This window comes from Mesorhizobium mediterraneum (assembly GCF_002284565.1).
Taxonomy (GTDB): Bacteria; Pseudomonadota; Alphaproteobacteria; order Rhizobiales; family Rhizobiaceae; genus Mesorhizobium; species Mesorhizobium mediterraneum.
In genome coordinates this window covers 553301-574549 of the sequence record NZ_NPKI01000011.1, presented here as the reverse complement: position 1 = coordinate 574549, position 21249 = coordinate 553301, and the positions used below count along the sequence as shown (strand labels likewise).

24 protein-coding genes and 1 pseudogene are annotated in these 21249 nt (G+C 62.7%); 9 read left to right on the top strand and 16 right to left on the bottom strand.

From position 1 onward, the window contains the following. Nucleotides 1-115: 115 nt before the first annotated feature. On the bottom strand, nt 116-1051 hold the full coding sequence (locus CIT25_RS07820; RefSeq protein ID WP_095483953.1) for a cyclase family protein: 936 nt from the start codon (nt 1049-1051) through the stop codon (nt 116-118). Between the two features lie 226 nt (nt 1052-1277). Next, nucleotides 1278-1784: a glycosyltransferase gene (locus CIT25_RS07815; protein ID WP_095483952.1), complete on the bottom strand. Its 507-nt coding sequence runs from the start codon at nt 1782-1784 to the stop codon at nt 1278-1280. A gap of 151 nt (nt 1785-1935) precedes the next feature. Between CIT25_RS07815 and CIT25_RS07810 the strand changes: the two genes are divergently transcribed. Together CIT25_RS07810 and CIT25_RS07805 are read left to right on the top strand one after the other, a co-directional pair. After that, nucleotides 1936-3090, top strand: a complete 1155-nt coding sequence (locus CIT25_RS07810) for a PA0069 family radical SAM protein (RefSeq protein ID WP_128284391.1) — start codon at nt 1936-1938, stop codon at nt 3088-3090. A 155-nt stretch (nt 3091-3245) separates the two neighbouring features. After that, nucleotides 3246-3941 (top strand): ribonuclease HII, encoded by a 696-nt coding sequence (locus CIT25_RS07805; RefSeq protein ID WP_095483950.1) that lies wholly within the window; start codon nt 3246-3248, stop codon nt 3939-3941. A gap of 240 nt (nt 3942-4181) precedes the next feature. On the opposite strand, the gene CIT25_RS07800 is transcribed toward CIT25_RS07805, so the two are convergent. From CIT25_RS07800 to CIT25_RS07775, 6 genes are all read right to left on the bottom strand, one after another. Further along, nucleotides 4182-4673: a F0F1 ATP synthase subunit B gene (locus CIT25_RS07800; RefSeq protein ID WP_095483949.1), complete on the bottom strand. Its 492-nt coding sequence runs from the start codon at nt 4671-4673 to the stop codon at nt 4182-4184. A gap of 10 nt (nt 4674-4683) precedes the next feature. Continuing rightward, nucleotides 4684-5283, bottom strand: a complete 600-nt coding sequence (locus tag CIT25_RS07795; protein WP_095483948.1) for a F0F1 ATP synthase subunit B — start codon at nt 5281-5283, stop codon at nt 4684-4686. Between the two features lie 76 nt (nt 5284-5359). After that, a complete protein-coding gene (locus tag CIT25_RS07790; RefSeq protein WP_056103679.1) occupies nt 5360-5584 on the bottom strand; it encodes a F0F1 ATP synthase subunit C in 225 nt (74 codons plus the stop codon). A gap of 78 nt (nt 5585-5662) precedes the next feature. After that, on the bottom strand, nt 5663-6421 hold the full coding sequence (locus tag CIT25_RS07785) for a F0F1 ATP synthase subunit A (RefSeq protein WP_095483947.1): 759 nt from the start codon (nt 6419-6421) through the stop codon (nt 5663-5665). 71 nt (nt 6422-6492) lie between these two features. Beyond that, nucleotides 6493-6891, bottom strand: coding sequence for an AtpZ/AtpI family protein (locus CIT25_RS07780; RefSeq protein ID WP_095483946.1), 399 nt, complete (start codon nt 6889-6891; stop codon nt 6493-6495). A gap of 242 nt (nt 6892-7133) precedes the next feature. Continuing rightward, nucleotides 7134-8315, bottom strand: a complete 1182-nt coding sequence (locus CIT25_RS07775; RefSeq protein ID WP_095483945.1) for a cell wall hydrolase — start codon at nt 8313-8315, stop codon at nt 7134-7136. 196 nt (nt 8316-8511) lie between these two features. On the opposite strand from CIT25_RS07775, the gene CIT25_RS38425 reads away from it, so the two are divergent. After that, on the top strand, nt 8512-8985 hold the full coding sequence (locus tag CIT25_RS38425; protein WP_425351737.1) for a hypothetical protein: 474 nt from the start codon (nt 8512-8514) through the stop codon (nt 8983-8985). Nucleotides 8986-9001: 16 nt separating this feature from the next. Here the strand turns inward: CIT25_RS38425 and der are convergent, their stop codons facing one another. Both der and CIT25_RS07755 read right to left on the bottom strand, forming a co-directional pair. Next, on the bottom strand, nt 9002-10435 hold the full coding sequence (gene der / locus CIT25_RS07760) for a ribosome biogenesis GTPase Der (protein WP_095483944.1): 1434 nt from the start codon (nt 10433-10435) through the stop codon (nt 9002-9004). A 64-nt stretch (nt 10436-10499) separates the two neighbouring features. Continuing rightward, nucleotides 10500-11165 (bottom strand): tetratricopeptide repeat protein, encoded by a 666-nt coding sequence (locus CIT25_RS07755; RefSeq protein ID WP_095483943.1) that lies wholly within the window; start codon nt 11163-11165, stop codon nt 10500-10502. Nucleotides 11166-11357: 192 nt separating this feature from the next. Here CIT25_RS07755 and CIT25_RS07750 point away from each other — a divergent pair. After that, nucleotides 11358-12363, top strand: a pseudogene (locus CIT25_RS07750) (polysaccharide deacetylase family protein). Nucleotides 12364-12390: 27 nt separating this feature from the next. Here the strand turns inward: CIT25_RS07750 and sbmA are convergent. The 3 genes from sbmA to CIT25_RS07735 all read right to left on the bottom strand — a co-directional run bounded on the left by sbmA (nt 12391) and on the right by CIT25_RS07735 (nt 15308). Continuing rightward, complete coding sequence (sbmA, locus tag CIT25_RS07745; protein WP_095483942.1) at nt 12391-13668, bottom strand: peptide antibiotic transporter SbmA; 1278 nt, start codon at nt 13666-13668, stop codon at nt 12391-12393. A 122-nt stretch (nt 13669-13790) separates the two neighbouring features. Next, on the bottom strand, nt 13791-14951 hold the full coding sequence (locus tag CIT25_RS07740) for a YbfB/YjiJ family MFS transporter (protein ID WP_095483941.1): 1161 nt from the start codon (nt 14949-14951) through the stop codon (nt 13791-13793). Between the two features lie 144 nt (nt 14952-15095). Then, a complete protein-coding gene (locus tag CIT25_RS07735; protein ID WP_095483940.1) occupies nt 15096-15308 on the bottom strand; it encodes a hypothetical protein in 213 nt (70 codons plus the stop codon). Nucleotides 15309-15405: 97 nt separating this feature from the next. On the opposite strand from CIT25_RS07735, the gene CIT25_RS07730 reads away from it, so the two are divergent. The 3 genes from CIT25_RS07730 to CIT25_RS07720 all read left to right on the top strand — a co-directional run bounded on the left by CIT25_RS07730 (nt 15406) and on the right by CIT25_RS07720 (nt 18160). Beyond that, nucleotides 15406-16314 (top strand): LysR substrate-binding domain-containing protein, encoded by a 909-nt coding sequence (locus CIT25_RS07730; protein ID WP_095483939.1) that lies wholly within the window; start codon nt 15406-15408, stop codon nt 16312-16314. Nucleotides 16315-16502: 188 nt separating this feature from the next. Then, nucleotides 16503-17759, top strand: a complete 1257-nt coding sequence (locus CIT25_RS07725; protein ID WP_095484023.1) for an aminopeptidase — start codon at nt 16503-16505, stop codon at nt 17757-17759. A gap of 44 nt (nt 17760-17803) precedes the next feature. Beyond that, on the top strand, nt 17804-18160 hold the full coding sequence (locus CIT25_RS07720; protein WP_095483938.1) for a DUF488 domain-containing protein: 357 nt from the start codon (nt 17804-17806) through the stop codon (nt 18158-18160). A gap of 24 nt (nt 18161-18184) precedes the next feature. Here the strand turns inward: CIT25_RS07720 and CIT25_RS07715 are convergent, their stop codons facing one another. Further along, nucleotides 18185-18538, bottom strand: coding sequence for an ArsC family reductase (locus CIT25_RS07715; protein WP_095483937.1), 354 nt, complete (start codon nt 18536-18538; stop codon nt 18185-18187). A gap of 176 nt (nt 18539-18714) precedes the next feature. Here CIT25_RS07715 and CIT25_RS07710 point away from each other — a divergent pair, with 176 nt between their 5' ends. Further along, the gene (locus CIT25_RS07710) at nt 18715-19074 is read left to right on the top strand and encodes an ArsR/SmtB family transcription factor (protein WP_095483936.1); all 360 of its coding nucleotides are present in this window, start codon (nt 18715-18717) and stop codon (nt 19072-19074) included. A 2-nt stretch (nt 19075-19076) separates the two neighbouring features. After that, complete coding sequence (locus tag CIT25_RS07705) at nt 19077-19556, top strand: SRPBCC family protein (protein WP_095483935.1); 480 nt, start codon at nt 19077-19079, stop codon at nt 19554-19556. Between the two features lie 12 nt (nt 19557-19568). Here the strand turns inward: CIT25_RS07705 and CIT25_RS07700 are convergent, their stop codons facing one another. Then, nucleotides 19569-20204, bottom strand: coding sequence for a 2'-5' RNA ligase family protein (locus CIT25_RS07700; protein WP_095483934.1), 636 nt, complete (start codon nt 20202-20204; stop codon nt 19569-19571). 58 nt (nt 20205-20262) lie between these two features. After that, nucleotides 20263-21249 (bottom strand): 2-dehydropantoate 2-reductase, encoded by a 987-nt coding sequence (locus CIT25_RS07695; RefSeq protein WP_095484022.1) that lies wholly within the window; start codon nt 21247-21249, stop codon nt 20263-20265.

Genomic DNA, 21249 nt, shown 5'->3' with positions numbered 1-21249 from the left:
TCACGTTTTCGCGAGCGCCGGAGGGGCTGAACGTCTGAACCGATTGTCGCGACTTGCGCGACAATCGCGTGAAATGGGACGCGCCATGGCCCGGCCGCCCGGATATCGCCAGCGATCAGGGCGTCGGGCGGAAGACGCCGTTCTCGTCGCGCTTGAGCGGCGCGGTTTGCCGGGAAAGCGGCGCACCGGGCGCTTCGGTGACCGAAACACCCTCCGTCCAATCGGCGGGTGCAATAGCGATGTAACGCGCATATCCGCCTGACCCGCCGAGCGGCTTGGCAAAGCCGATTGTAACCAACGCCCCGGCCTCCGGCACCTTGTCGAGGTTTGCAACGCCTTCTGCCTGGGTGAAATCGTTGTGAAGCAGCCAATGTTCGCCTTCGAGATTGGGCGTGGTGTCGGTGTCGAGCGGCTCATGGCCATGAAACAGAATCTTCCGCTCCAGATGCAGGAACTTCAGCGCGTCCAAACTGACGCCTGGAAACGGCTTCTGGTTGAAGCGGGCGGCATCGGACCATTTCTTGTACCAATCCGAACGCACGAAGACGACCGAACCTTCCGGTATGCGGCCGTGCTCCTTTTCCCACTCTTCGATGTCGGCGATCTGAAGGTGATAGCCTTCGTCAGTCTGCACCTTGCCGCTGATGTCGATCACGACGAGCGGCCGCACGGCATAAGTGGCCGGCAGGTCGCTGATCGTTGCACCGAGTGGGTTCCAGTGGGAGGGCGGATCGAGCTGCGTGCCATATTGGTCCGTCGTCAGCTCGTAGGCGGTCGCGACGAACCCATGCTTGTCGTAAGTGAACTCTTCGCCGGCCTTGACGTAGCCCTCGATGTCCCGACCGGCGACAGTCGGTTTGAACTTGGCATTGGCGAAGCCCGGCCATACGGGCTGCACCGGCTCGAAGGCATGGGTCAGATCGATGTACTTGGCCGATTTTAGCGTGTTCTCATAAACCGACCAAAGGGACGACTCCTGCGCCAACGCGATCGCCGGCACTGACCAAGCGGCTCCCAGCAAGGCGATACGAACAAATTTAGATACATTCATCTGCAATCTCCCCGAAAATGTTGCCGGAGTATCGCGAGTTTCCTGCAGGACGACAAGCATATGCATTCCTCCCAGGAGGGTCGTTCCAAGACGGCTTCCGTAAAGCCATTTTCCGCCCACGGTCGGCGCGCGGCATAACCCCAGACATAAAAGACAACCTCGGCAAAATTCACTTCGGCGAAGGACGCGACCTTCCCTCGCCCGCTTACGGGAAGAGGAAGGCCCCTCATTTCGCCGGCGCCACCCAGATCTCGGCGTCGAGCCGCTTGGTCGCAAGGCCGCGCGCGATGGCTTCGGCGCTGCGGGCGTTTTTCGACAAGGCCGCGGCCTGACGCTTGCTGATCACCAGCCCTTCGGCCAGTGCCCGGTTTCCCGAAAAGACCCGCGACAGGAACGGCACGCGGCTGCCGCGCGCCCTCGAGAACCGCGCCGGCATGGTTTGCCTGGCCGTGTGGGCGGCCACCTCGTCGATCCAGCCTTCCGCCAGCCGCGCGCCCGGCTCCAGCAGCAGCAGCCAGTCGCCCTTTGCCTGCCTGATACCGGCAGCAACGCCGCCGCTCGCCACAAAAAGGCAGCCGGCATGTTCAGCAACGCGGTGCGTCTGGTCGGTCGAGCCGCCGTCGCAGACGACGACATCGCGCACCACGCCCTCGACCGCGCCGCCGATCAGCGAGGCGAGCGTGCGGGCAAGTCTCTCTTCGTCATTCAGGGTCTGGATGAGAACGCTGAGCATCGTTAGCCGAATAGCGGAAAGCCGAACGCGACGCCAGTTTTTGCGTCGCGTCATAAAAAAGTTCTTGATTTGTTCTCATCGGCAAAATAGGATTATTTTCATGAACAGAGCGAAACGACAGCCAGCCGACAGTCCCTGGGAGAGGGCGAAGATGGAACAGATCGTACGTGCCGACATTGCCGCCTTCGGCGCCGGAAGAGCCGAGATGGCCAATGCAATGATCGAGCAGAGTGGCGTCCGCGTCCGCCCCGACCGCAATCGCGGCCGTTCCGCCGGCATCAACCCGTCCGGCCGGTTCGAGCCGGTCAGCCGGCATGTGTTCGACGATGGCTGGAATTCGCTGGAGGAACTGCCGCCCTTCAAGACCGAGGTGCAGGTCGAGAAGCCGCGCACCATCATCACCCGTAACGAGTCGCCCGACATTTCCTTCGACCGCTCGATCAACCCCTATCGCGGCTGCGAGCATGGCTGCGTCTATTGCTTTGCCCGGCCGACGCACAGCTTCATGGGCCTGTCGCCAGGGCTGGATTTCGAATCGAAGCTGTTCGCCAAGCCGGATGCGGCGCGGCTGCTCGACAAGGAACTGTCCAAGGACGGCTATCAGCCGCGCACCATTGCCATCGGCACCAACACCGATCCCTACCAACCGATCGAGAAGCAGTACCGGATCATGCGCGAGATCCTCGAAGTGCTGGAGGCGCGCGGCCACCCGGTCGGCATCGTCACCAAATCCGCGCTGGTGACGCGCGACATCGACATTCTGTCGCGCATGGCCGAACGCGGGCTGGCCAAGGTGGCGCTGTCGGTGACGACATTGGACCGGATGTTGGCCAGAACGATGGAGCCACGCGCGTCGACGCCGACCAAGCGGCTGGAGGCGATCAGGCAACTTTCGGATGCCGGCATTCCGACCTCGGTCATGGTCGCTCCGATCATCCCCGGCCTGACCGATCAGGAGATGGAACGCATCCTCGATTCGGCACGTGCAGCAGGAGCGCGCGAGGCCGGCTATGTCGTGCTGCGCCTGCCGCTGGAGGTCGCGCCAATTTTCAAGGATTGGCTGCTGCGCCATTATCCGGACCGCTACCGTCACGTCATGTCGCTGATCCGTTCGATGCGCGACGGCAAGGATTACGATTCGGATTGGGGCAAGCGCATGAAAGGTGCCGGCCCCTATGCATGGCAGATCGGCCGGCGCTTCGAGATATCAGCCAAACGGCTTGGCCTCAACGCCGAGCGGCGGTCGCTCAGGACCGATCAGTTCGTCGTCGCGGCCAAGGCAACCGAGCAACTGATGTTGCTGTGAGGACATCATGTGCCGCCGGCGCCGGCGGCACATAAAGAGATCCCGTCCGGCCTGTCTTGTCCCCGGGCTTGCAGACGGTGCCCTCTAGGTCCGGTGCCCCGCCCGACCCGGAGGGGCTTGCGGAGAATCGGAGCCAATGCGAACCTCGCCGCAACATGGCTCGCGCGCGCTCTGATTCTCCGCTTCTCTTCGAAATCGTCGAGAGACCCGATTTCTCCTTCGAGACGAAGGCGATGGCCGAAGGCCTGTGGCCGGTGGCGGGAATGGACGAGGCTGGCCGCGGCCCGCTCGCCGGGCCGGTCGTCGCGGCAGCGGTGGTGCTCGATCCCGCCAACATTCCCGACGGTCTCGACGATTCCAAGCGCCTCAGCCATCTGCAGCGCGAAGCGCTGTTCCTGAAAATTCTCGGCTCCGCTCTTGGCGTGTCGATGGCCTCAGTCAGCGCGGAAGGCATCGATGGCAGCAATATTCTCAAGGCCAGCCTCGAGGCGATGCGCCGCGCTTTGGTCGGGCTGTCAGTGCAACCAAAGCTGGCCCTCGCCGACGGCCGCGACGTGCCGCCCGGCCTGCCCTGCGCGGGAAGAGCGCTGATCAAGGGCGATCAGCGCTCGCAGTCGATCGCCGCCGCCTCGATCGTCGCCAAGGTGATGCGCGACCGCATGATGTGCGGCTGCGGCAGTCATCACGCGCAATACGGTTTCGAGGTCCATATGGGCTATGCCACCGTCCGCCACCGGACGGCGATCGAGGTGCATGGACCGGTGGCGCGGCTGCACCGCGCGTCCTTCGCACCGTTCCGGCTTGGCGGCACCGAAGTGCTCGACGAAGAGGGCCTTGCCGGCCTGGATTGAGGCAGCGCCAAATCTCCCCCCTTGAGGGGGAGATGTCGCCGAAGGCGACAGAGGGGGGTCGCTTCAGCTGGCTCGACGCCATCTGGGGCGAAGAGAAGGCTGGCGCTTCACGCGCGGCTACCCCCTCTGGCCTGCCGGCCATCTCCCCCTCAAGGAGGGAGATTACGCGCTCGCCCGCCCGCACAAAAAAAGCCGCCAGGTTTCCCAGGCGGCTTTCGATGAACTTCTCGATGAAATCGCTTAATTCAACTTGGACTTAACATCCTGAAGCGAGGCCTTGAACAGGTCGGCGCCGGCCTTGGCGTCGATCTTGCCGGCGAGCAGCGTGCGGGCGGCTTCGACGGCGATATCGACGGCACTGGCGCGCACCTCACCGATCGCCTCGCGCTCGGCCTGACCGATCTTCAATTCGGCAAGCGTGGTGCGCCTGGCGACATAGTCCTCGGTCTTCTGGTGCGCCTCGGCGGCTAGCATGTCGGCCTCGCGCTTGGCGGCGGCGACGATGTCGGCGGCCTCCTGCTCGGCTTCCTTGCGCTTGCGCTGGTATTGGCCGAGCAGTTGCTGGGCCTCCTCGCGCAGCCGGCGCGCGTCCTCAAGCTCGTTGCTGATCTTGTCGGCGCGGGCATCGAGCGCCTTGGCGATCAGCCCCGGCACCTTGGTGTAGACGGCAATGGCCAGGAAAATGACGAGGGCAACGGTGGCCCAAAGCGTCGCGAGTGATGTGGCGTCCATGATGCGCTCCTCACCGGGCCACGGATTTGACGGCTGCCGCGATCTCGGCCTTGCTGGCCTTGCCGCCGACAAGCGCCTCGACGATGGCCGAAGCGGTGTCCTCGGCGATCGTGCCGACTTCCTTCATGGCATTGGCCTTGATGGACGAAATGCGGGCCTCGGCCTCGCCAAGTTTTTTGTCGAGGGCAGCCTCGACCTTCTTGCGGGCGGCCTCGGCTTCCATCTTGGCGGCATCGTTGGCCTGCTGCCCGATCGCATTGGCCTTGGTCTTGGCTTCCGCCAGTTCCTGCTCATAGGCGGCAACGGCGGCATCGGCCTCGCCCTTCAGCCTGGCGGCATGGTCGAGGTCCTGGGTGATGCGGTCGTTGCGGACATCGATGATGCCGCCGACACGCGGCATCACCACCTTCTTGAGGAACAGATAGAACAGCCCAAAAGTGATCGCCAGCCACAGAAGCTGCGACGGGAATGTCGCCGGATCGAATGGCGGGAACATGCCGTGCGCCTCGGCAGGCACGCCGGTGCCGGAATGCGTTTCGCCTTCCGTGCCGGTATGGCCGCCTTCGACGGCGGGCGCGGACTCTTGCGCAAAGGCAGATGTCACGAACATGGACTATTCCCTGATATCAGGCCCGCCGCTGATTGCGGCCGGCCCGTCCAATTCCCAATGTTAGCCGAACAGGGGCTCAGCCGAACAGAGCCAGAAGCGCGATGAGAAGGGAGAAAATGCCCAGCGCTTCCGTCACGGCGAAGCCGAAGATCAGGCGGCCGAACTGGCCATCCGCGGCCGACGGGTTGCGCAGCGCGCCCGCCAGATAGCTGCCGAAGATGTTGCCAAGGCCAATACCGGCGCCACCCATGCCGAGGCATGCGATGCCGGCGCCGATGTACTTTGCTGCTTCTGCTTCCATTTGTTCAACTCCTTTGGATCTAAAATTCCGTTGCAATTCCATCCGGCAGCAATGCCGGAAACTCTTGGCCAGCCTGGGTCAGTGCCCGGGGTGCAGGGCGTCGTTCAGATACATGCAGGTCAGCACGGCAAAGACATAGGCCTGCAGGAACGCGACCAGCAGTTCCAGCGCCGTCAGCGCCACGGCCATCGCCAGCGGCAGGACCGATCCGGCAATGCCAAGCGTGCCAAGCGCGCTCAAGCTCACCACGAAACCCGAGAACACCTTCAGCGTGATGTGGCCGGCCAGCATATTCGCGAACAGACGAACCGAGAGGCTGACCGGGCGCGAGACGAAGGAAATCACCTCGATCAGCACCACCAGCGGCAGCAGGTAGACCGGCACGCCATGCGGCACGAACAATTTCAGGAAACCAAGGCCGTGCTTCATGAAGCCGTAGACGACGACCGTTCCGATCACCAGCGCAGCGAGGCCGAAGGTGACGATGATGTGGCTGGTGACGGTGAAGAAATACGGGAAAAGACCGAGCAGATTGGCAACGAGCACGAACATGAACAGCGAAAACACGAGGGGGAAGAACTTCATGCCCTGCGTTCCGGCTGCGTCCCTCAGCATGTTGCCGACGAATTCGTAGGCCATTTCCGAGACCGACTGAAGACGGCCGGGAACGAGGCTGCGGCTCGAGGTGGTGAGATAGAGGAACGCCGATGCGACGGCGACGGTCGCGACCATGAAAAGAGCTGAATTGGTGAAGGACAGGTCGTAGCCGCCGATCTCGATCGGAATCAGCTTGTTGATATGGAACTGGTGGATCGGATCGACCTTGTCAGCAGCCACTTTAATTCCCCATCGAAGCCGCACGCGGCTTGAGTGTCCTGTTCATTGCGCCGGCAAGCGGCGCCTCAAGTTCATTCTTTCGGATCGCGCGTTTTGTCGCCTTGTCCGAATTCCGCCATAAGCCCCGCAGAACGCAGGACGTTGAGCACGCCGGCGCCAAAACCCAGCAGCAAAAAAACGATCAGACCCCATGGCGATGTCCCCGCCACACGGTCGATGATCCAGCCGAGACCTGCGCCAACCACTATCCCGGCGATGAACTCGCTGGACAGCTTGAGCGCCTGGCCATATCCGGCCGCACTGCCCGCTTTCGCGTCGTCTTTCCCCTGGAGCCGGTTCGGCCGCCTTGTCGCAAGCGATGCTTCAAGGTCGCGCCGACGGCGCTCAAGATCGTCGTCGCGGATGTCGGCTTGACGCTGTTTGCCGCGGCCGGTTTCTCCGGTTCCGTCTGGCCCATTCTCGTCGGCCATCGCAACCCCCTTGCCCGGTCAGATCGTCACCGTCCGTCCGCTCTTAAGTCGCCGGCAACATAGTTAGAGGGTCCGCGCCCGTCAAGCCACGGGCGGAACTTCAGCCCCAAGTATTTTCCCTATTGAAATCAATGATTTGCCAGGGTGCGACATCGTGCCCGATACCGTCGTTGGCATGCCGCGACCGAATCCCTCCGGCGACGGGTCTTCGATCGGCCGCGCCGGGGGCCTTGCCGGAGCGCTCAGCTCCAGCCGCCGCCATAGGTGCGGTAGAAGATGTGCAGGCCGATCTTGGTCATTTTTTTCATCGTTCGCGCCCAACCCGGGTTGACGTAGTTGGCGTAGTAATGGGTCGACGATCCCACTTCCGGGATGAAGATCTTGCCGGCAGTGACCGCCATGGCGACATCCTGCGCAGTCTTGTAGTGGGCGGGGCTCTGGATGCGCTTCTTCCTGCCGTCGCAGGCGAAGGAGAACTGGCAACGGTTGAACCATTTATCGTTCTGGTAGACGACGCCGCAGATCGAGTTCGGGTAGGCCGGATTGCGAACGCGGTTGAGGATGACCTGGGCGACGGCAGCCTGGCCGCGCACGGATTCACCGCGCGCCTCGAAATAGATGCCGTTGGCGAGGCAAGTCTGTTCCGGCTTGGAGAAGACGCTCGCCGGCAGCGGAGTTTGCATCCACGAATGATCGCCCTTGGCCACCGGCGGAATGAAGCGGCCATCGTTGGGTTTTTCGTCCTGTAGCAAGGCCTCGAAGGGCGACGCTTGCGCATAGTCGGGCGCGGCCGAGGCGTAGGCCGTCGCCAGGACGTCGGGGTGATCGTTGTTGACCAGTGCGGCAAGCATGGCCGGCACGCCCGGATCCGGCTTCTTGTCGACGCGCGCGTGGAACGCGGCGGCAATCTGGATCTCCTTGCCTTTGATCTCTGGCTTGGCGAAAGCCATCTTCAGGCTGCTGTCCATGCTTGGGCGAAGAAGAGAGGAAGTGCGTTTGAAAATCGAGCCGGCGTTGAAATTCTTCGGCGGCGCGACCGGCGAGACCATGATGATGCGGCCCTTCTTGGCGGCTCGCACGACGCGGTCCTCGTCGGGCGTCGTGCTGGCTACGCTGCCCTTGCCGCGAAACGACACAGCGCCGATGCCGGGCAACTGGACGCCGGAACCCGAGATCGAGCCGGTGCTGTCGGAATCGAGGAAAGGCATTTCGGCGGCATGGACCGATCCGGCGACGGATTTCTCGACATAGGCGTTCCAGCGGGCGTTCGGCGCCTTGAGGCCGGAAACCAGGCTCGTCATGTCCTGGTAGGCAATGACATTGGGAAAACCGACCCAGATGCCAAGCCCGATGACCAGAGGAGACAGGAGTGAACGTCTTTTCTCACCGACGGCGGCAACCGGCGTCGAGACACGTCGGCGCATGGGGATCTTCGGAAAGCCGACCCGACTGCACAGACCAATAATGGACGGAGACAGGAGTGAACGTTTCTTCTCACCGGCGACAGCGACAAGCCGCTTCAAAACACGTCGATGCACGGAACTCTCCAGAAACGCAACTGACCCCACTGGAGAGGCACAATGATGCATTAACCTTGATGGTGCGTTAACAGGTTGGATCGTGTTTTCCCTGTCGACCTTCCCTGTCGATCCGAAGTCAGGCGCTTTTGCGGCCATGTTCGGGCCGAAGAAAGATCGGCCCGGCGATCAGTGCGCAAAAAGCCGCAGCCAGCCAGACGCCCGCCCACGACCAGAAGACGAGAAGCCCCGGAATGGCGATCGGCACCAGGAAGAAGGCGATGAAGACGAGGCTGTTGGCGAGGCCGAGCGCCGTTCCAGCGGGTCTGCGCCGGCGGTCGCCGCCGGGTTGGGACTGACGATCCGCACCGATATCGGTCTGCCGTCCACTGTCAGGGCAATGACGCCGGAGGTTTTGGGGCTGCCCGCACTGCCTGAGATGGCGCTGTTCCTGCATCGCAAGGAGGCCGAGCCGGACCCGGTGGCGGCGCGCCTTGCCGACATCCTGCTGCAGGCGGCGCTGGAATCGCTGCCCGAAAACGCGCAAGCGCGTGCCGGCCTGCGGAGCGCTGCTTAAAGGGCCGCAGAAACGCTCAGCGGCGTTTCTTCGCCCTGCTGGCGAACGGATTTTCCGAGGTGCGCAAGGCGATGCGGATCGGCACGCCTGGCATGTCGAAGGCTTCGCGCAGGCTGTTCGAGAGATAGCGGACATAGGATTGCGGCATCGCGTCCGGCCGTGAGCAGGAGACGACGAAGCCCGGCGGGCGCGTCTTGGCCTGCGTGACATATTTGATCTTCAGCCGACGCCCCGCCACGGCGGGCGGCGGATGATGCGCCAGGATGCCTTCCAGCCAACGGTTGAGCTTGCCGGTCGAGACGCGGCTGTTCCACACTCTGTGCGTCTTGATGACGGCATCCATCAACTTGTCGAGGCCGCGCCCAGTCTCGGCCGAGACCGGCACTGCCTGCATGCCCCGCGCCTGCGGCAACAGCCGCTCGGTCTTCTCGCGCAGTTCCGCCAGGAGTTCCTGGGGGTGGTCGATCATGTCCCATTTGTTGAAGGCGATCACCGGCGCGCGGCCCTCGCGGATGATCAGGTCGGCAATCTGCAGATCCTGCTTCTCGAAGGGAATGGTGGCGTCGAGCACGATGATGACGATCTCGGCAAAGCGGATGGCGCGCAAGCCGTCCTGCACCGACATGACTTCCAGCTTTTCGTGGATCCTGGCCTTGCGGCGCATGCCGGCGGTGTCGAACAGTTTCAGGCGACGGCCATGCCAGTCCCAGTCGACGGAGATGGAATCACGGGTGATGCCAGCTTCCGGCCCGGTCAAGAGCCGCTCCTCGCCGATCAGCGCGTTGATCACCGTCGACTTGCCGGCGTTCGGGCGGCCGACGACGGCGATGCGCATCGGCTTGGTATCGTCATAGCTCGGCTCGGCATCCGGATCGGTGATGTCCTCGCCGATCAGCACCTCGCTGGCGGCGGTCTCCTCGTCCGCATCCCCTTCTTCTTCGCCGAAGGCGCGCGCCTCGCCAAGCGCTGCGATCACCGCATCGCGCAAATCGGGCAGGCCCTGGCCGTGTTCGGCCGAGACCGGGATCGGCTCGCCAAGGCCGAGTTCCCAGGCCTCCAGCATGCCGCCCTGAGCGCCGCGCGCCTCGGCCTTGTTGGCGACGACGACAACCGGCTTGCCGGACTTGCGCACGATCTCGGCGAAGGTCTTGTCGTCAGGCATCAGCCCGGACTTGGCATCGATCGTGAAAAAGATCAGGTCGGCTTCGCGTATGGCGATCTCGGTCTGGGCGCGCATGCGGCCCGGCAGCGTCGAAGCAGCAGCATCCTCAAAGCCGGCGGTGTCGATGACGTCGAAATGCAGATCGTAGAGCTTGGCGGCATGGACGCGACGGTCGCGGGTGACCCCCGGCGTGTCGTCGACAAGCGCCAGCTTCCTTCCCACCAGACGGTTGAAAAGGGTCGATTTGCCGACGTTAGGCCGGCCGATGATGGCGACTTTGAATGTCATCGGACTCTACCTATTGTGCATGTCGTTGACCCCAAAACCGCTGCGCACTTTTGGGCAACATGCACTACGACGCGCTGCCCGACCCGCGGATCAGCTCGGACATCAACGTCGCCCGCTCGCGCGCGTTGCGCGGGGCGCCGTCATCCGAGGCGATCTGGTCGAACAGTTTCAGTGCGTCCGTCGCCTTGCCTTCCTTCCAGGCGGCAAGGCCGAGCGCCTCGCGCGCCGTATGGCGCAGCGTGTTGGTATCGGCGGTGAGAGCCTCGACGCGGCTGGAGACATCGGCGAAGGAACCGTGGTCGACGAGCAGCAGTGCTGCCCTGAGGCGCGCCATGTCGCGAAGACCCGATGGAATGTCTGCGTCGGCGGCGACCTCGTCGAAGTCCTTGACTGCGGCGGCGACGTCGCCCTTGTCCGCCTTGACGGTTGCCGCGCGCATGCGGGCGAGCAGCGGATAGGCGCCGTAGCCATCCTTTTCCAGCGCAGCGAGGGCCGTCAGCGCTTCGTCGCTCTTGCCCTCATTGGCAAGCTTCAGCGCCTGCGAGAAGGCATCGCCCGAGCGATTGGCGCGGGTCTCGTCCCAATAGCGATAGCCGACGAAGGCAGCGGTGCCGACCACCACCAGCACCGCGAGCGCAAGCAAGGCAGGACCAAAACGGTCCCATAGCGCATGCGCCTGATCGCGACGCATCTCTTCGTTGACTTCGCGGATAAAACTGTCGTCCGACATGGATCAAAACCATTCCTGCCCCGGCCGGGGCGTACATGAGCCCGCGTTTTAGCGAAATTCTGTCCGCATGGAAGGGGTTCGACAGGAAAATCGGCTAATCGCCGGACAGGCGACGTAAATGGCGACCGCACCCGCGCCACATTTCGCCGATAGCCGGTGCTCGAACCCTCCTCAAATCCAGATCAGATGTCGATGCCTCGTTTGTACCGCGTTGTTGCGTTTTCCATCGCGTCGCTTGCTGCGGCGGGCACTGCCGTCGCCGATCCGCCCGCGGCGCCTGCGCCGACAAAGCCGAAGCAGGTCGTCATCATTTCGTTCGATAGCGCTCGCGATATTCCGCAGTGGAAGCGCAGCCGGGCGCTGGCAGCCCGCACCGGCGCCCATTTCACCTATTTCGTGTCCTGCGTCTTCCTGCTCTCGCCGAAAACGCGCAAGGAATATACGGCGCCCGGGAAGACCGCAGGCAAATCCAATATCGGCTTTGCCGCCTCGAAACAGGAAGTCGCTGACCGGCTCGAGCAGATAAACCTTGCCGCCTCGGAAGGTCATGACATCGGCAGCCACGGTTGCGGCCATTTCGACGGCAAGGACTGGAGCAAGGCCGACTGGCTGAGCGAGTTCGGCTCTTTCTCACACATTCTCGAAAGCGCCTATTCGGATCAACGGCATTGCCCCCGAACCCGCGGGCTGGCGCGAAATCGCGCGCAAGGCGTTCGGCTTTCGCGCGCCCTATCTGTCGGCAAACAAGGCGCTCTACGAGGCGCTGCCAAAGGCGGGCTATTTGTTCGACGCGAGCGGCGTCTCGCGCGGCCCAGTGTGGCCGATGACCGCAAATGGCATCACGCGCTTTTCGCTGCCGCAGATTCCGGAAGGGCCCCGTTCAAGGCCGGTTATCGCGATGGACTACAATCTTTATGTCAGACATTCCGGCGGCTTCGAGCGGCCGAGCAAGGCGGACGAATTCGCCGACCGGACCTATGATGCCTTTCGCGCCGCCTTCGACGCCCAATACCAGGGAAAACGCATTCCGCTGGAGCTCGGCTTTCATTTCACGCTGATGAATGACGGCGCCTACTGGAATGCGCTGGAGCGCTTTGCCGGCGAGGTCTGCACCAGGCCCGATGTCGAGTGCATCAGCTATCGCGACTATGTTTCGCGCCAACGCGGCCACGAAAAGCAGGCGTCGGTGGGCGGCTGAGCCGGAAGCGCTCGCCGCCCGCCTCTCCTAGCTTGCCGGCTGATCCTCAGGGCGCAAGCCGGCTCGCTCACGCTCCAGATAATGCTGATCGATTTCGGGTAGCGGGGCCCCTTCAAGCGTCGCCTCGAAGGCGCGCAGGCGCTTGTAGATGGATATCAGTTCGACAATGGTCGGCCAGGAATTCACAAGATACTGGAACGAACTGGCGACTTGTGAAAAGGCGGTGACAATTTGCTGAAAAATTCCAAAGGTTATCTTACCAAGAGCCAAGGTTGGCACAAGAATAAGCGTGGCAAAAACGTTGTCAACCTGGAGATATAGATAGCGCACCATGTCGAAGTAGACATAATGAGCGTATAGCGTGAAGTAGTTCTTTCGAACATTTCTGAAAAGCTCGACCAGCGTTGGTGGCTGCGCTCGTTCCGTATCGTCCTCACCGAGGACAAGTTCCTTGCGCAGAGCGGCTTCAACACGCTGATTACGAAATTCCAGCCCGGGCAGCTTGACGCCGACGACTGCCAACAAGCCGGTTCCAAACAACGACCACGCGATCGCTGCAATAACCAACGGATAGGGGATTGCTCCGAGTATGGGGAGAGTTGGAACATGGAGAGAAAGGGATGCCAGTAAAGGTAGAAATGCAATCAGAGTCATGATGGAGTCGATGAAGTTCACTCCGAGCCCCTGCATTGTGCCCGAGAAGCGCATCGTGTCGTCCTGAACGCGCTGCGACGCCCCTTCGATATGGCGCAGCCTTGGCCAATAAGCCGTAAAATAGTCGTTCATCGCGGTGCGCCAGCGAAACACATAGTGCCTGACGAAAAAGACGTTCAGGACGGCAATGGTCATATAGACCAGGGCCAACGACAGGAACTGCCATACTCCGTAGTAAAGCTCGGCAGGCGTAACGGAGCCGGGCGTGGTCAGGGCCTTCTGCACCATGTCGTAAAACATGCCACGCCAGTCATTGAGCGCCACACTTATCTGCACGATGAAATTAGTGACGAAAATAATCAACGCAGAGCCAAGGATCGACCAGTTCTGCCAACGGTGTGGGGCATACAGCGCCCAAAAAAGGTAGAATACGCCCATACCCGCGAAGAAATATCCGTAGAACCAGAGGAATGCCGGTGTCAGGAATCTTATTGGGCTGATGACGGGTGCGGCCTGCGGATCGACCGGCGGCATCCCAAGCATCGTGCCAAGGTGCTCGCCGCCAAAAAACCACAGGATAACCAGCAGAAGGCTCCAGACGGCCGCCGAGATGAAAAAAAGCTTCGGCTGCGGGAAGAAGGATACGAACACTGTGGGGAAATCCTCGGTCGATGCGCAAATCAGCGGCGTTGCTGTTCAGCGGGCATAAGGTCACACATCGATCGGAATGAAAATGGCCGGTGCGTGATGCCCGGCACCGAGCAAGACCACAATCATGGCGATTTTGGAGCAGCCGACCAGGTGATCGCGCCAGAAATCAGCAGGACGGCGGCGGCCACGATCGATGCGAGGAAGAAGTCGCCCGAGGCTTGCGCAAGCAGCCCGGCGACGATCGGACCGACGATCTGACCGAGGCCGAAAGAGGCCGTCATCAACGCCAAGATCCGGCGTGGCGCTTGCGGGACAAGCTGTCTTCCGGTCTGCAGGCCGAGCGCGGTGATGGCGATGAAGGTCCCGCCAAGCAGAAACCCGCCGAGCAGCGGCCCAACGTGTCCGCCCATGGCGACGCTCGCGGTGACGCCGACCACCTCGACTAGGCACCCTAAGGCATAAGCCGCATACAGGCCGATCCTTGCGGCGATCTTCTGCCAGAGCCAGATCGAAGGAATCCCGGCTAGGCCGGTGACCATCCAGACCACGGCTTCGAACACACGTCCGCCGCCACCTTGCCGGACAATGGCGATCAGAAACGTCGCCGTCACGATGTAACCGAAGCCGAACAGGCCATAGGCGACGATGATCTTCATCAGCGAGCGGTCCTTCGGCAGCGCCGGTTCGCGACCATCGGCCCCGTTGGCGGTCGAAGTGCTGCCGACCAGCAGCGCCACGACGGCAAAGGCGCAGGCTGAGATCGCGGCGGACCAGAACCAGCCTGCAGCCCAGCCGGCATGTTCGGTGACGAGGATAGCCATCAGCGCCGAGGACGCCGCTATGCCGAGGCCGACGCCGCCGAAATGCAGCGCCTGCAGGTCGTTTCGGCCGGCGGCGGCCAGATGGCCGAAAACGATGCTGGACATGAAGACCAAGACGAAGGCGCTGGCCAGACCGGCAAGAAACCGGATGACGAGAAAGGCCGCCATCGTGTCGGCCAGGCCCATCAGCCCGGTGAGGACTGCGGTGGCGGCAAGACCGGCCAGCATCAGCAGGCGCTCGCGACCATGCGCCCAGCCGCCGACGGCTGCAAGCGCACCAATGAGGTAGCCGAGATAGTTAGCGGATGCGATCCAGCCGGCATCGGCCGGCGACAGGCCAAGTTCCTCCATCATGCCGGGCAGGATCGGTGTGTAGACGAAGCGGCCGATGCCCATGGCAGCGGCCAAGCCAATCATGCCGGCAAAGGCGAGACGCAAAGGAGACGGCGAAACGGATTTCATTGCAGTGCACAATAGGTGCACGAGCCTGTGAGACAATCCGCTTGTGTTGGGCCAGAACGGGTTGCCGCAGCCGCCAGCATCCAGCCTCCGCCCGCACGTGCCGGCAGCTGAGGGCGACCGCCCGCTGCTACCGTTTCAGAAGCTTCAACCGCAACCTGCTTGCACGGTAGCCGTCTCGTAGGCAGTGCGCCGGGCCGTCAGCCGGAACGGCACGTCGCCGAGCTCGCGCTCCGACATGGTGTCGAGCACAGGATGCGACAGCGGATCAATCACCCATCGGGTGGTCTCGCTTTCAGGCGACCGGCTTTGCCGCGCGCCGGCAGCGGAAAAGACCCTGAGCAATGATAAAATCTTCATCGGATTTTCCTCCACTGGTCTGCTTGTTTCGCTAAAATCTGCCAATCAGCCCTGCGTTTCAATTGAGATTTCAATCGCGGCGGTTTAGAAAAACTGTATGGTCATGCTGAACCGCGTCCACCTCAACGGCTTGCGCGCCGTGGAAACCGTCGCCCGTCTGGGATCGCTTTCGGCTGCGGCGAGCGAACTCAACGTGTCCGCGAGCGCCGTCAGCCAGCAGGTCAAACGAACAGAAGAGCAACTCGGCCAGGCGCTGTTCGAACGAACGGCGAGCGGTCTGGTGCTGACCGAATTCGGCACCGTCTTCACCGCGCGCCTCGGGGCAGGTTTTCGCGAACTCGCCCAAGCCGTGGCGCTCGCCGACGAGGCCTCCGAATGCACGCTGGTGGTTTCGGTCGCACCGGCTTTCGCGTCGAAGTGGCTTCTGCCGAGACTATCGCGGCATTTCGCCCGCCATCCGAACGTGCTGCTGCGCATCGACGCTTCGGGCCGGATCGCCGATCTCGGCCATTCCGACATCGACATCGGCATCCGGATGGGCGACGGCAAATGGCCGGGCGTGCGCGCGGAACTGCTACTGGCGCAGGAGGTGTTTCCGGTCTGCGCGCCGTCGATCGCGGCCAGACTGAAGTCGATCCAAGACCTGGCGCAGACCTGCGCCATCACCGACGAGCGGTCGATGATCAGTTGGGACAGTTGGTTCGAGGCGGCCGGGGTGAAGCCTGTCACCTTTCTCAAGGGTGCGCGTTTCACCGACCCGATGCTTTGCCTGGAATCGGCGATTGCCGGCCATGGCGTGATGCTCGCCTGGCAATTACTAACGGCTGACGCTCTCACCGACGGGCGACTGGTCGCGCCGTTCGGCGTGCGCGCTGAGAGCGGGTTAGGCTACTGGCTGGTGACCGCCAAGACCGAAAGCCGCAAGGTCAGGGATTTCAAGATCTGGATCCGCGAAGAGATAGCGGCGACCATGGCGCAATTCGGGTCGCTCGCCAGCGTGGGTTGAACCTGGGCGCATGACCCCAAAAATCGGAATCGATTTTTGGAAAAGGATCATGCGCAAGATCAAAGTGCCACAGCGTCCTTTGCGCGTCCGACAGGACGGGCGGCGCTGTGGTAGTCGCAATCGCTGTGGAAAGCGCAGCGACGGCGATCTATGTAGGAACCAGACACCACATCACGACAGGCAGGATCATGACCACACATTCGCGCGGCGTTTCCGCAACGATCGACCCGGTGAAACTCGACAGGCTGGCCGAAGTCGCCATCAAGGTCGGGCTGCAATTGCAGCCGGGGCAGGATCTGGTGCTGACGTCGTCGATCGCAGCGCTGCCTTTGACGCGGCGGATCGTCGAGCACGCCTACAAGGCCGGTGCTGGCCTGGTGACGCCGATCTTCAACGACGATGAGATCACGCTGGCGCGCTTCCGCTATGGAGCCGATGCCGGCTTCGACCACGCCGCCGGCTGGCTCTATGAGGGCATGGCGAAGGCCTTCGCCAACAATGCGGCGCGGCTCGCCGTGCGCGGCGAGGATCCGTCGCTGCTGTCGGCGCAGGATCCGGCGAAAGTGGCGCGCGCCAACAAGGCGAACTCGATGGCCTATCGGCCGGCGCTGGAAAAAATCACCGGCTTCGACATCAACTGGAACATCGTCGCCTATCCTGATCAGGCCTGGGCTAAGCAGGTTTTCCCGGGCGATACCGACGACGTCGCCGTGGCCAAGCTCGCCGACGCCATCTTTGCCGCCTCACGGGTCGATGTCGACGACCCGATCGGCAATTGGACAGCGCATAATGCCGCGCTGCGCGGCCGCACCGCATGGCTGAACGGCCATAGTTTCCACGCGCTGCATTTCACCGGACCCGGCACCGATCTGACCGTCGGTCTCGCCGACGGCCATGAATGGATGGGCGGCGCCTCGACCGCCAAGAACGGCATCACCTGCAACCCGAACATCCCGACCGAGGAGGTCTTCACCACACCGCATGCCAGGCGCGTCGAGGGCCATGTTTCGAGCACCAAGCCGCTGTCCTACCAAGGCACGTTGATCGATGAGATCTCGGTGCGTTTCGAGGAAGGCAGGATCGTCGAGGCAAAGGCTTCGAAGGGAGAGGACGTGCTGAAGAAGGTGCTAGACACCGATGAAGGCTCGCGCCGGCTCGGTGAAGTCGCGCTGGTGCCGCATTCCTCGCCGATCTCGGCGAGCGGGCTGCTGTTCTTCAACACGCTGTTCGACGAGAACGCCGCCTGCCACATCGCATTGGGACAGTGCTATTCGAAGTGCTTTGTCGACGGCGCCTCGCTCAGCCAGGACGAGATCGCGGCGCGCGGCGGCAACAAGAGCTTCATCCATATCGACTGGATGATCGGTTCGGACAAGATCGACATCGACGGCATCGGCAAGGACGGCAGCCGCGTGCCGGTCATGCGCAAGGGCGAGTGGGCGTAAGGAGCCGCCAACAGCCGTCATGGCGGTCAACCCCGGAGTTGACGATGAAACTCGACATCAAGGTCAAGCGCATCTATGAGCCGCCCTCGCCTAACGATGGGCAGCGGGTGCTCGTAGACCGCGTATGGCCGCGCGGCGTCCGCAAAGAAGACGCCGAGCTGACGCTATGGCTGAAAACCATTGCGCCAAGCGATGAATTGCGCAAATGGTTCGGCCACGAGCCGACACGTTGGATGGAATTCCAGCAGCGATATCGCGGCGAGCTCGACAGGAACGGCGACGCGGTTGGCCAGTTGCGCGCCCTGCTCGACAACGGCCGGGTGACGCTGCTCTACGGCGCCCAAGACGAGCTGCACAATAATGCGGTGGCTTTGGCTGACTATCTCAGCCTAAAGAGTTGAGGCGGCGCGCACGCTGCACCGCGTCTATTTCCCAACCACCGCCTGCTGGTAAACATCAGGCTTGAAGCCGACGAGGATGCGATCGCCGAGCTCCAGCACCGGCCGCTTGATCATCGTCGGCTTGGCCAGCATCAGCGCCTTGGCTTTGTTCTCGTCGAGGCTCAGCTTGTCCTTGTCCGACAGTTCGCGAAACGTCGTGCTCGCCTTGTTGAGCAGGATTTCCCAGCCGACCTTGCCGGACCAGCCGTCCAGCCGCTTCGCGTCGAGCCCTTCGACCCGGTAGTCGTGAAAGCGGTAGGCGACGTCATGGCGTTCCAGCCAGGTGCGGGCCTTCTTGATCGTGTCGCAATTGGTGATGCCGTACATGGTGATCGTCAAGATTGTGATCCTCGGACTGGTCTGTGTTCGAATCCGGCGGCACCCTAAAACCGCGTTTGCGACTTTGCCAGCGGCCAGGCCGGCATCTTCAAATTTTTGGGCTTGCCAATACTAAGGAATTTTCCTAAGTATTTTCCCGAACCATCTTTGGCCATGCTCAGAGGCGCAAGAAAAACATGATCGTCGCAACAAGCTCGCGGACCGTAAGCACCCCGCCAATCGACGGCATTTTCCGGGCGCTTGCCGATCCGACGCGTCGACGTGTTGTCGAGCGGCTGAACAGAAGCCCCGCCTCGGTCGGCGAGCTTGCCCAGCCCTTCGACATGGCACTGCCCTCCTTCATCGAACATCTCAAGGTGCTGGAAGGTTGCGGGCTGGTGCGCTCGCAAAAGACCGGCCGCGTCAGGACCTACCGGCTTGCGCCAGAGCCGCTGAAGCTCGCCGAAAACTGGCTGGCCGAGCAGCGTGCAATGTGGGAGCGCCGCCTCGACCAATTCGATGCCTACGTCATGACACTCAAGGAGAAAGACAAATGAGCATGGTTCCGCCGTTCAAACCGGACCCCAGACTGGACCTCGTCCTCGAACGCGTCGTCAACGCACCGCGAGAATTGCTCTGGACCGCCTACACCAAGCCCGAGCATGTCCGGCAATGGTTCACACCGAAGCCGTGGATCGTCACCGACTGCGAGATAGACCTCAGGCCCGGCGGCCTGTTCAGAACCCGCATGCAATCGCCCGACGGCAAGGATATCAACGACCGGCATTGCTGCTACCTCGACATCGTGCCGCACGAGCGGCTGGTGTGGACCGATGCACTGCTGCCCGGCTATCGGCCGTCGGGAGACCCATTCATCACAGCAATCATATCCTTCCAGCCGGAAGGCAAGGCGACGCGCTACACCGCGACCGCCATCCACCGCGACGAAGCCACGCGGAATAACCACAAGGAGATGGGCTTTTTCGATGGCTGGGGCACCGTGGTCGACCAGCTTGCGCAATACGTCAAGACGATCTGACACGGCGTCTTCTCACATGGCGGCCACGGCGTCGTCCTGGCCGCTCAATTGCCAGCGCCCATAGAGTTGATACCGGCCCTGCCCCAGGAAACTGTGGATGAGGACGAAGTCCCGCACCGTCCAGCCGATCGGTTCGATGACCCGTTCGCCCAGCTTCGCGACACGCGTCCTGTCGCGCAGCAAGGTGACATGAGGTTCGAAGGAATTCGCCACTAAGGGCTTCAGCGGGCTATCGGAGAGCGTAGCGCCGAGGCTGCGCCAAAAGGTTTGCAAGGCTGGATTGCCGCCGCTACCGCGCAGCACCAGTGCGCCACCGCCGAGGGCCGACAGGCGATCGAGGGTAACATCGAACGATGCTGCCTGAACGAGCCCGCCGGCGCGGCAGGCGGTGTCCACAAGGGACATCGGCAATCCGTCATGGTCGCCGAGCCCAACCAGCGAGACATGCAACTGCTCCGCCGCAATGAGCTTGCCGCGCAGGCCCAACTCACGCTGCCAACCAGCCGCCTTCAGCGCCAGCGGCGTGGCAATCGTGCTGTCCAAAAGAATGGCGAAAAACAGCCGATCGTTCCGCCGCTGGTCTGGCTTGTTCCAGCGGAAGAAAGTCTGGCCGTTTTTGCCGATTCCGAATGAAGGCAGCTCGTTCATGGCTGATCCCGTCCGGTATTTTATCCGCGGGAACAGACTAGAACAAAACAGGAACCAGCTACAAGGGAGAATAGCAGCCACGCTCGATGGCGAGGCGGCGCACCAGCGCCAGCACGCTGTCGATGGTGGGCGTCGGCTGGCCGGTCAGCCGGCCAAGTTCCTGGACCGCCGTTACCAGCGCGTCGATCTCCATCGGCCGGCCGCGCTCCAGATCCTGCAGCATCGAGGTCTTGTGCTCGCCGACGTCGCCGGCCCCCTTGATGCGGCGGTCGACCGATATCGGGAAACGGACGCCGAGGCTTTCGCCGATCGCCTGCGCCTCCAGCATCATGGCACGGGCAAGCGTGCGGGTTGCCTCGTCGGCAGCGATTGCCGCAAGCGTGCTGCCGGTCAGCGCGGAAATCGGGTTGAAGGAGAGATTGCCCCAGAGCTTCACCCAGATTTCGCTGCGGATGTCGTCGCGGACGGGCACCTGCAGCCCCGCCGCTACCATTTCCTCGGCAAGCCGCGTGACACGCTCGCTCCTCTCGCCCGAGGGCTCGCCAAGCGAGAAGCGTTTTCCCTCGATATGGCGGACCAGGCCGGGCGCATCCACCTCGGCAGCGGGATAGACGACCGAGCCGATGACGCGTTCCGGCCCGAGCCGGTCCCAGATCACCCCACCGGCATCCACCGCCTGCAACCGCGTGCCCTCGAGCGACCCGCCGATCTTGTGGAAATACCACCACGGCACGCCATTCTGCATGGTGACGACGGCCGTCCCCTCGCCCAGCAGCGGCGCGATCTGGTCGAGCGCTGGTGCGACCGAATGGGCCTTGAGCGCCAGCACGACATAGTCCTGGACGCCCAGTTCCTGCGCCTGCGCGGCGGCCCTGACAGAGGCGCTGGATTCATGACCGTCTTCGATCAGGCGAAGCCCGTTCGCCCTGATCGCGTCGAGATGCGCGCCGCGCGCGACGATCGACAGATCGACCCGGCCGGCCATGGCAAGTTTGGCCGCGAGGTAGCCGCCGATCGCGCCGGCGCCAAAAATGGTGATCCGCAT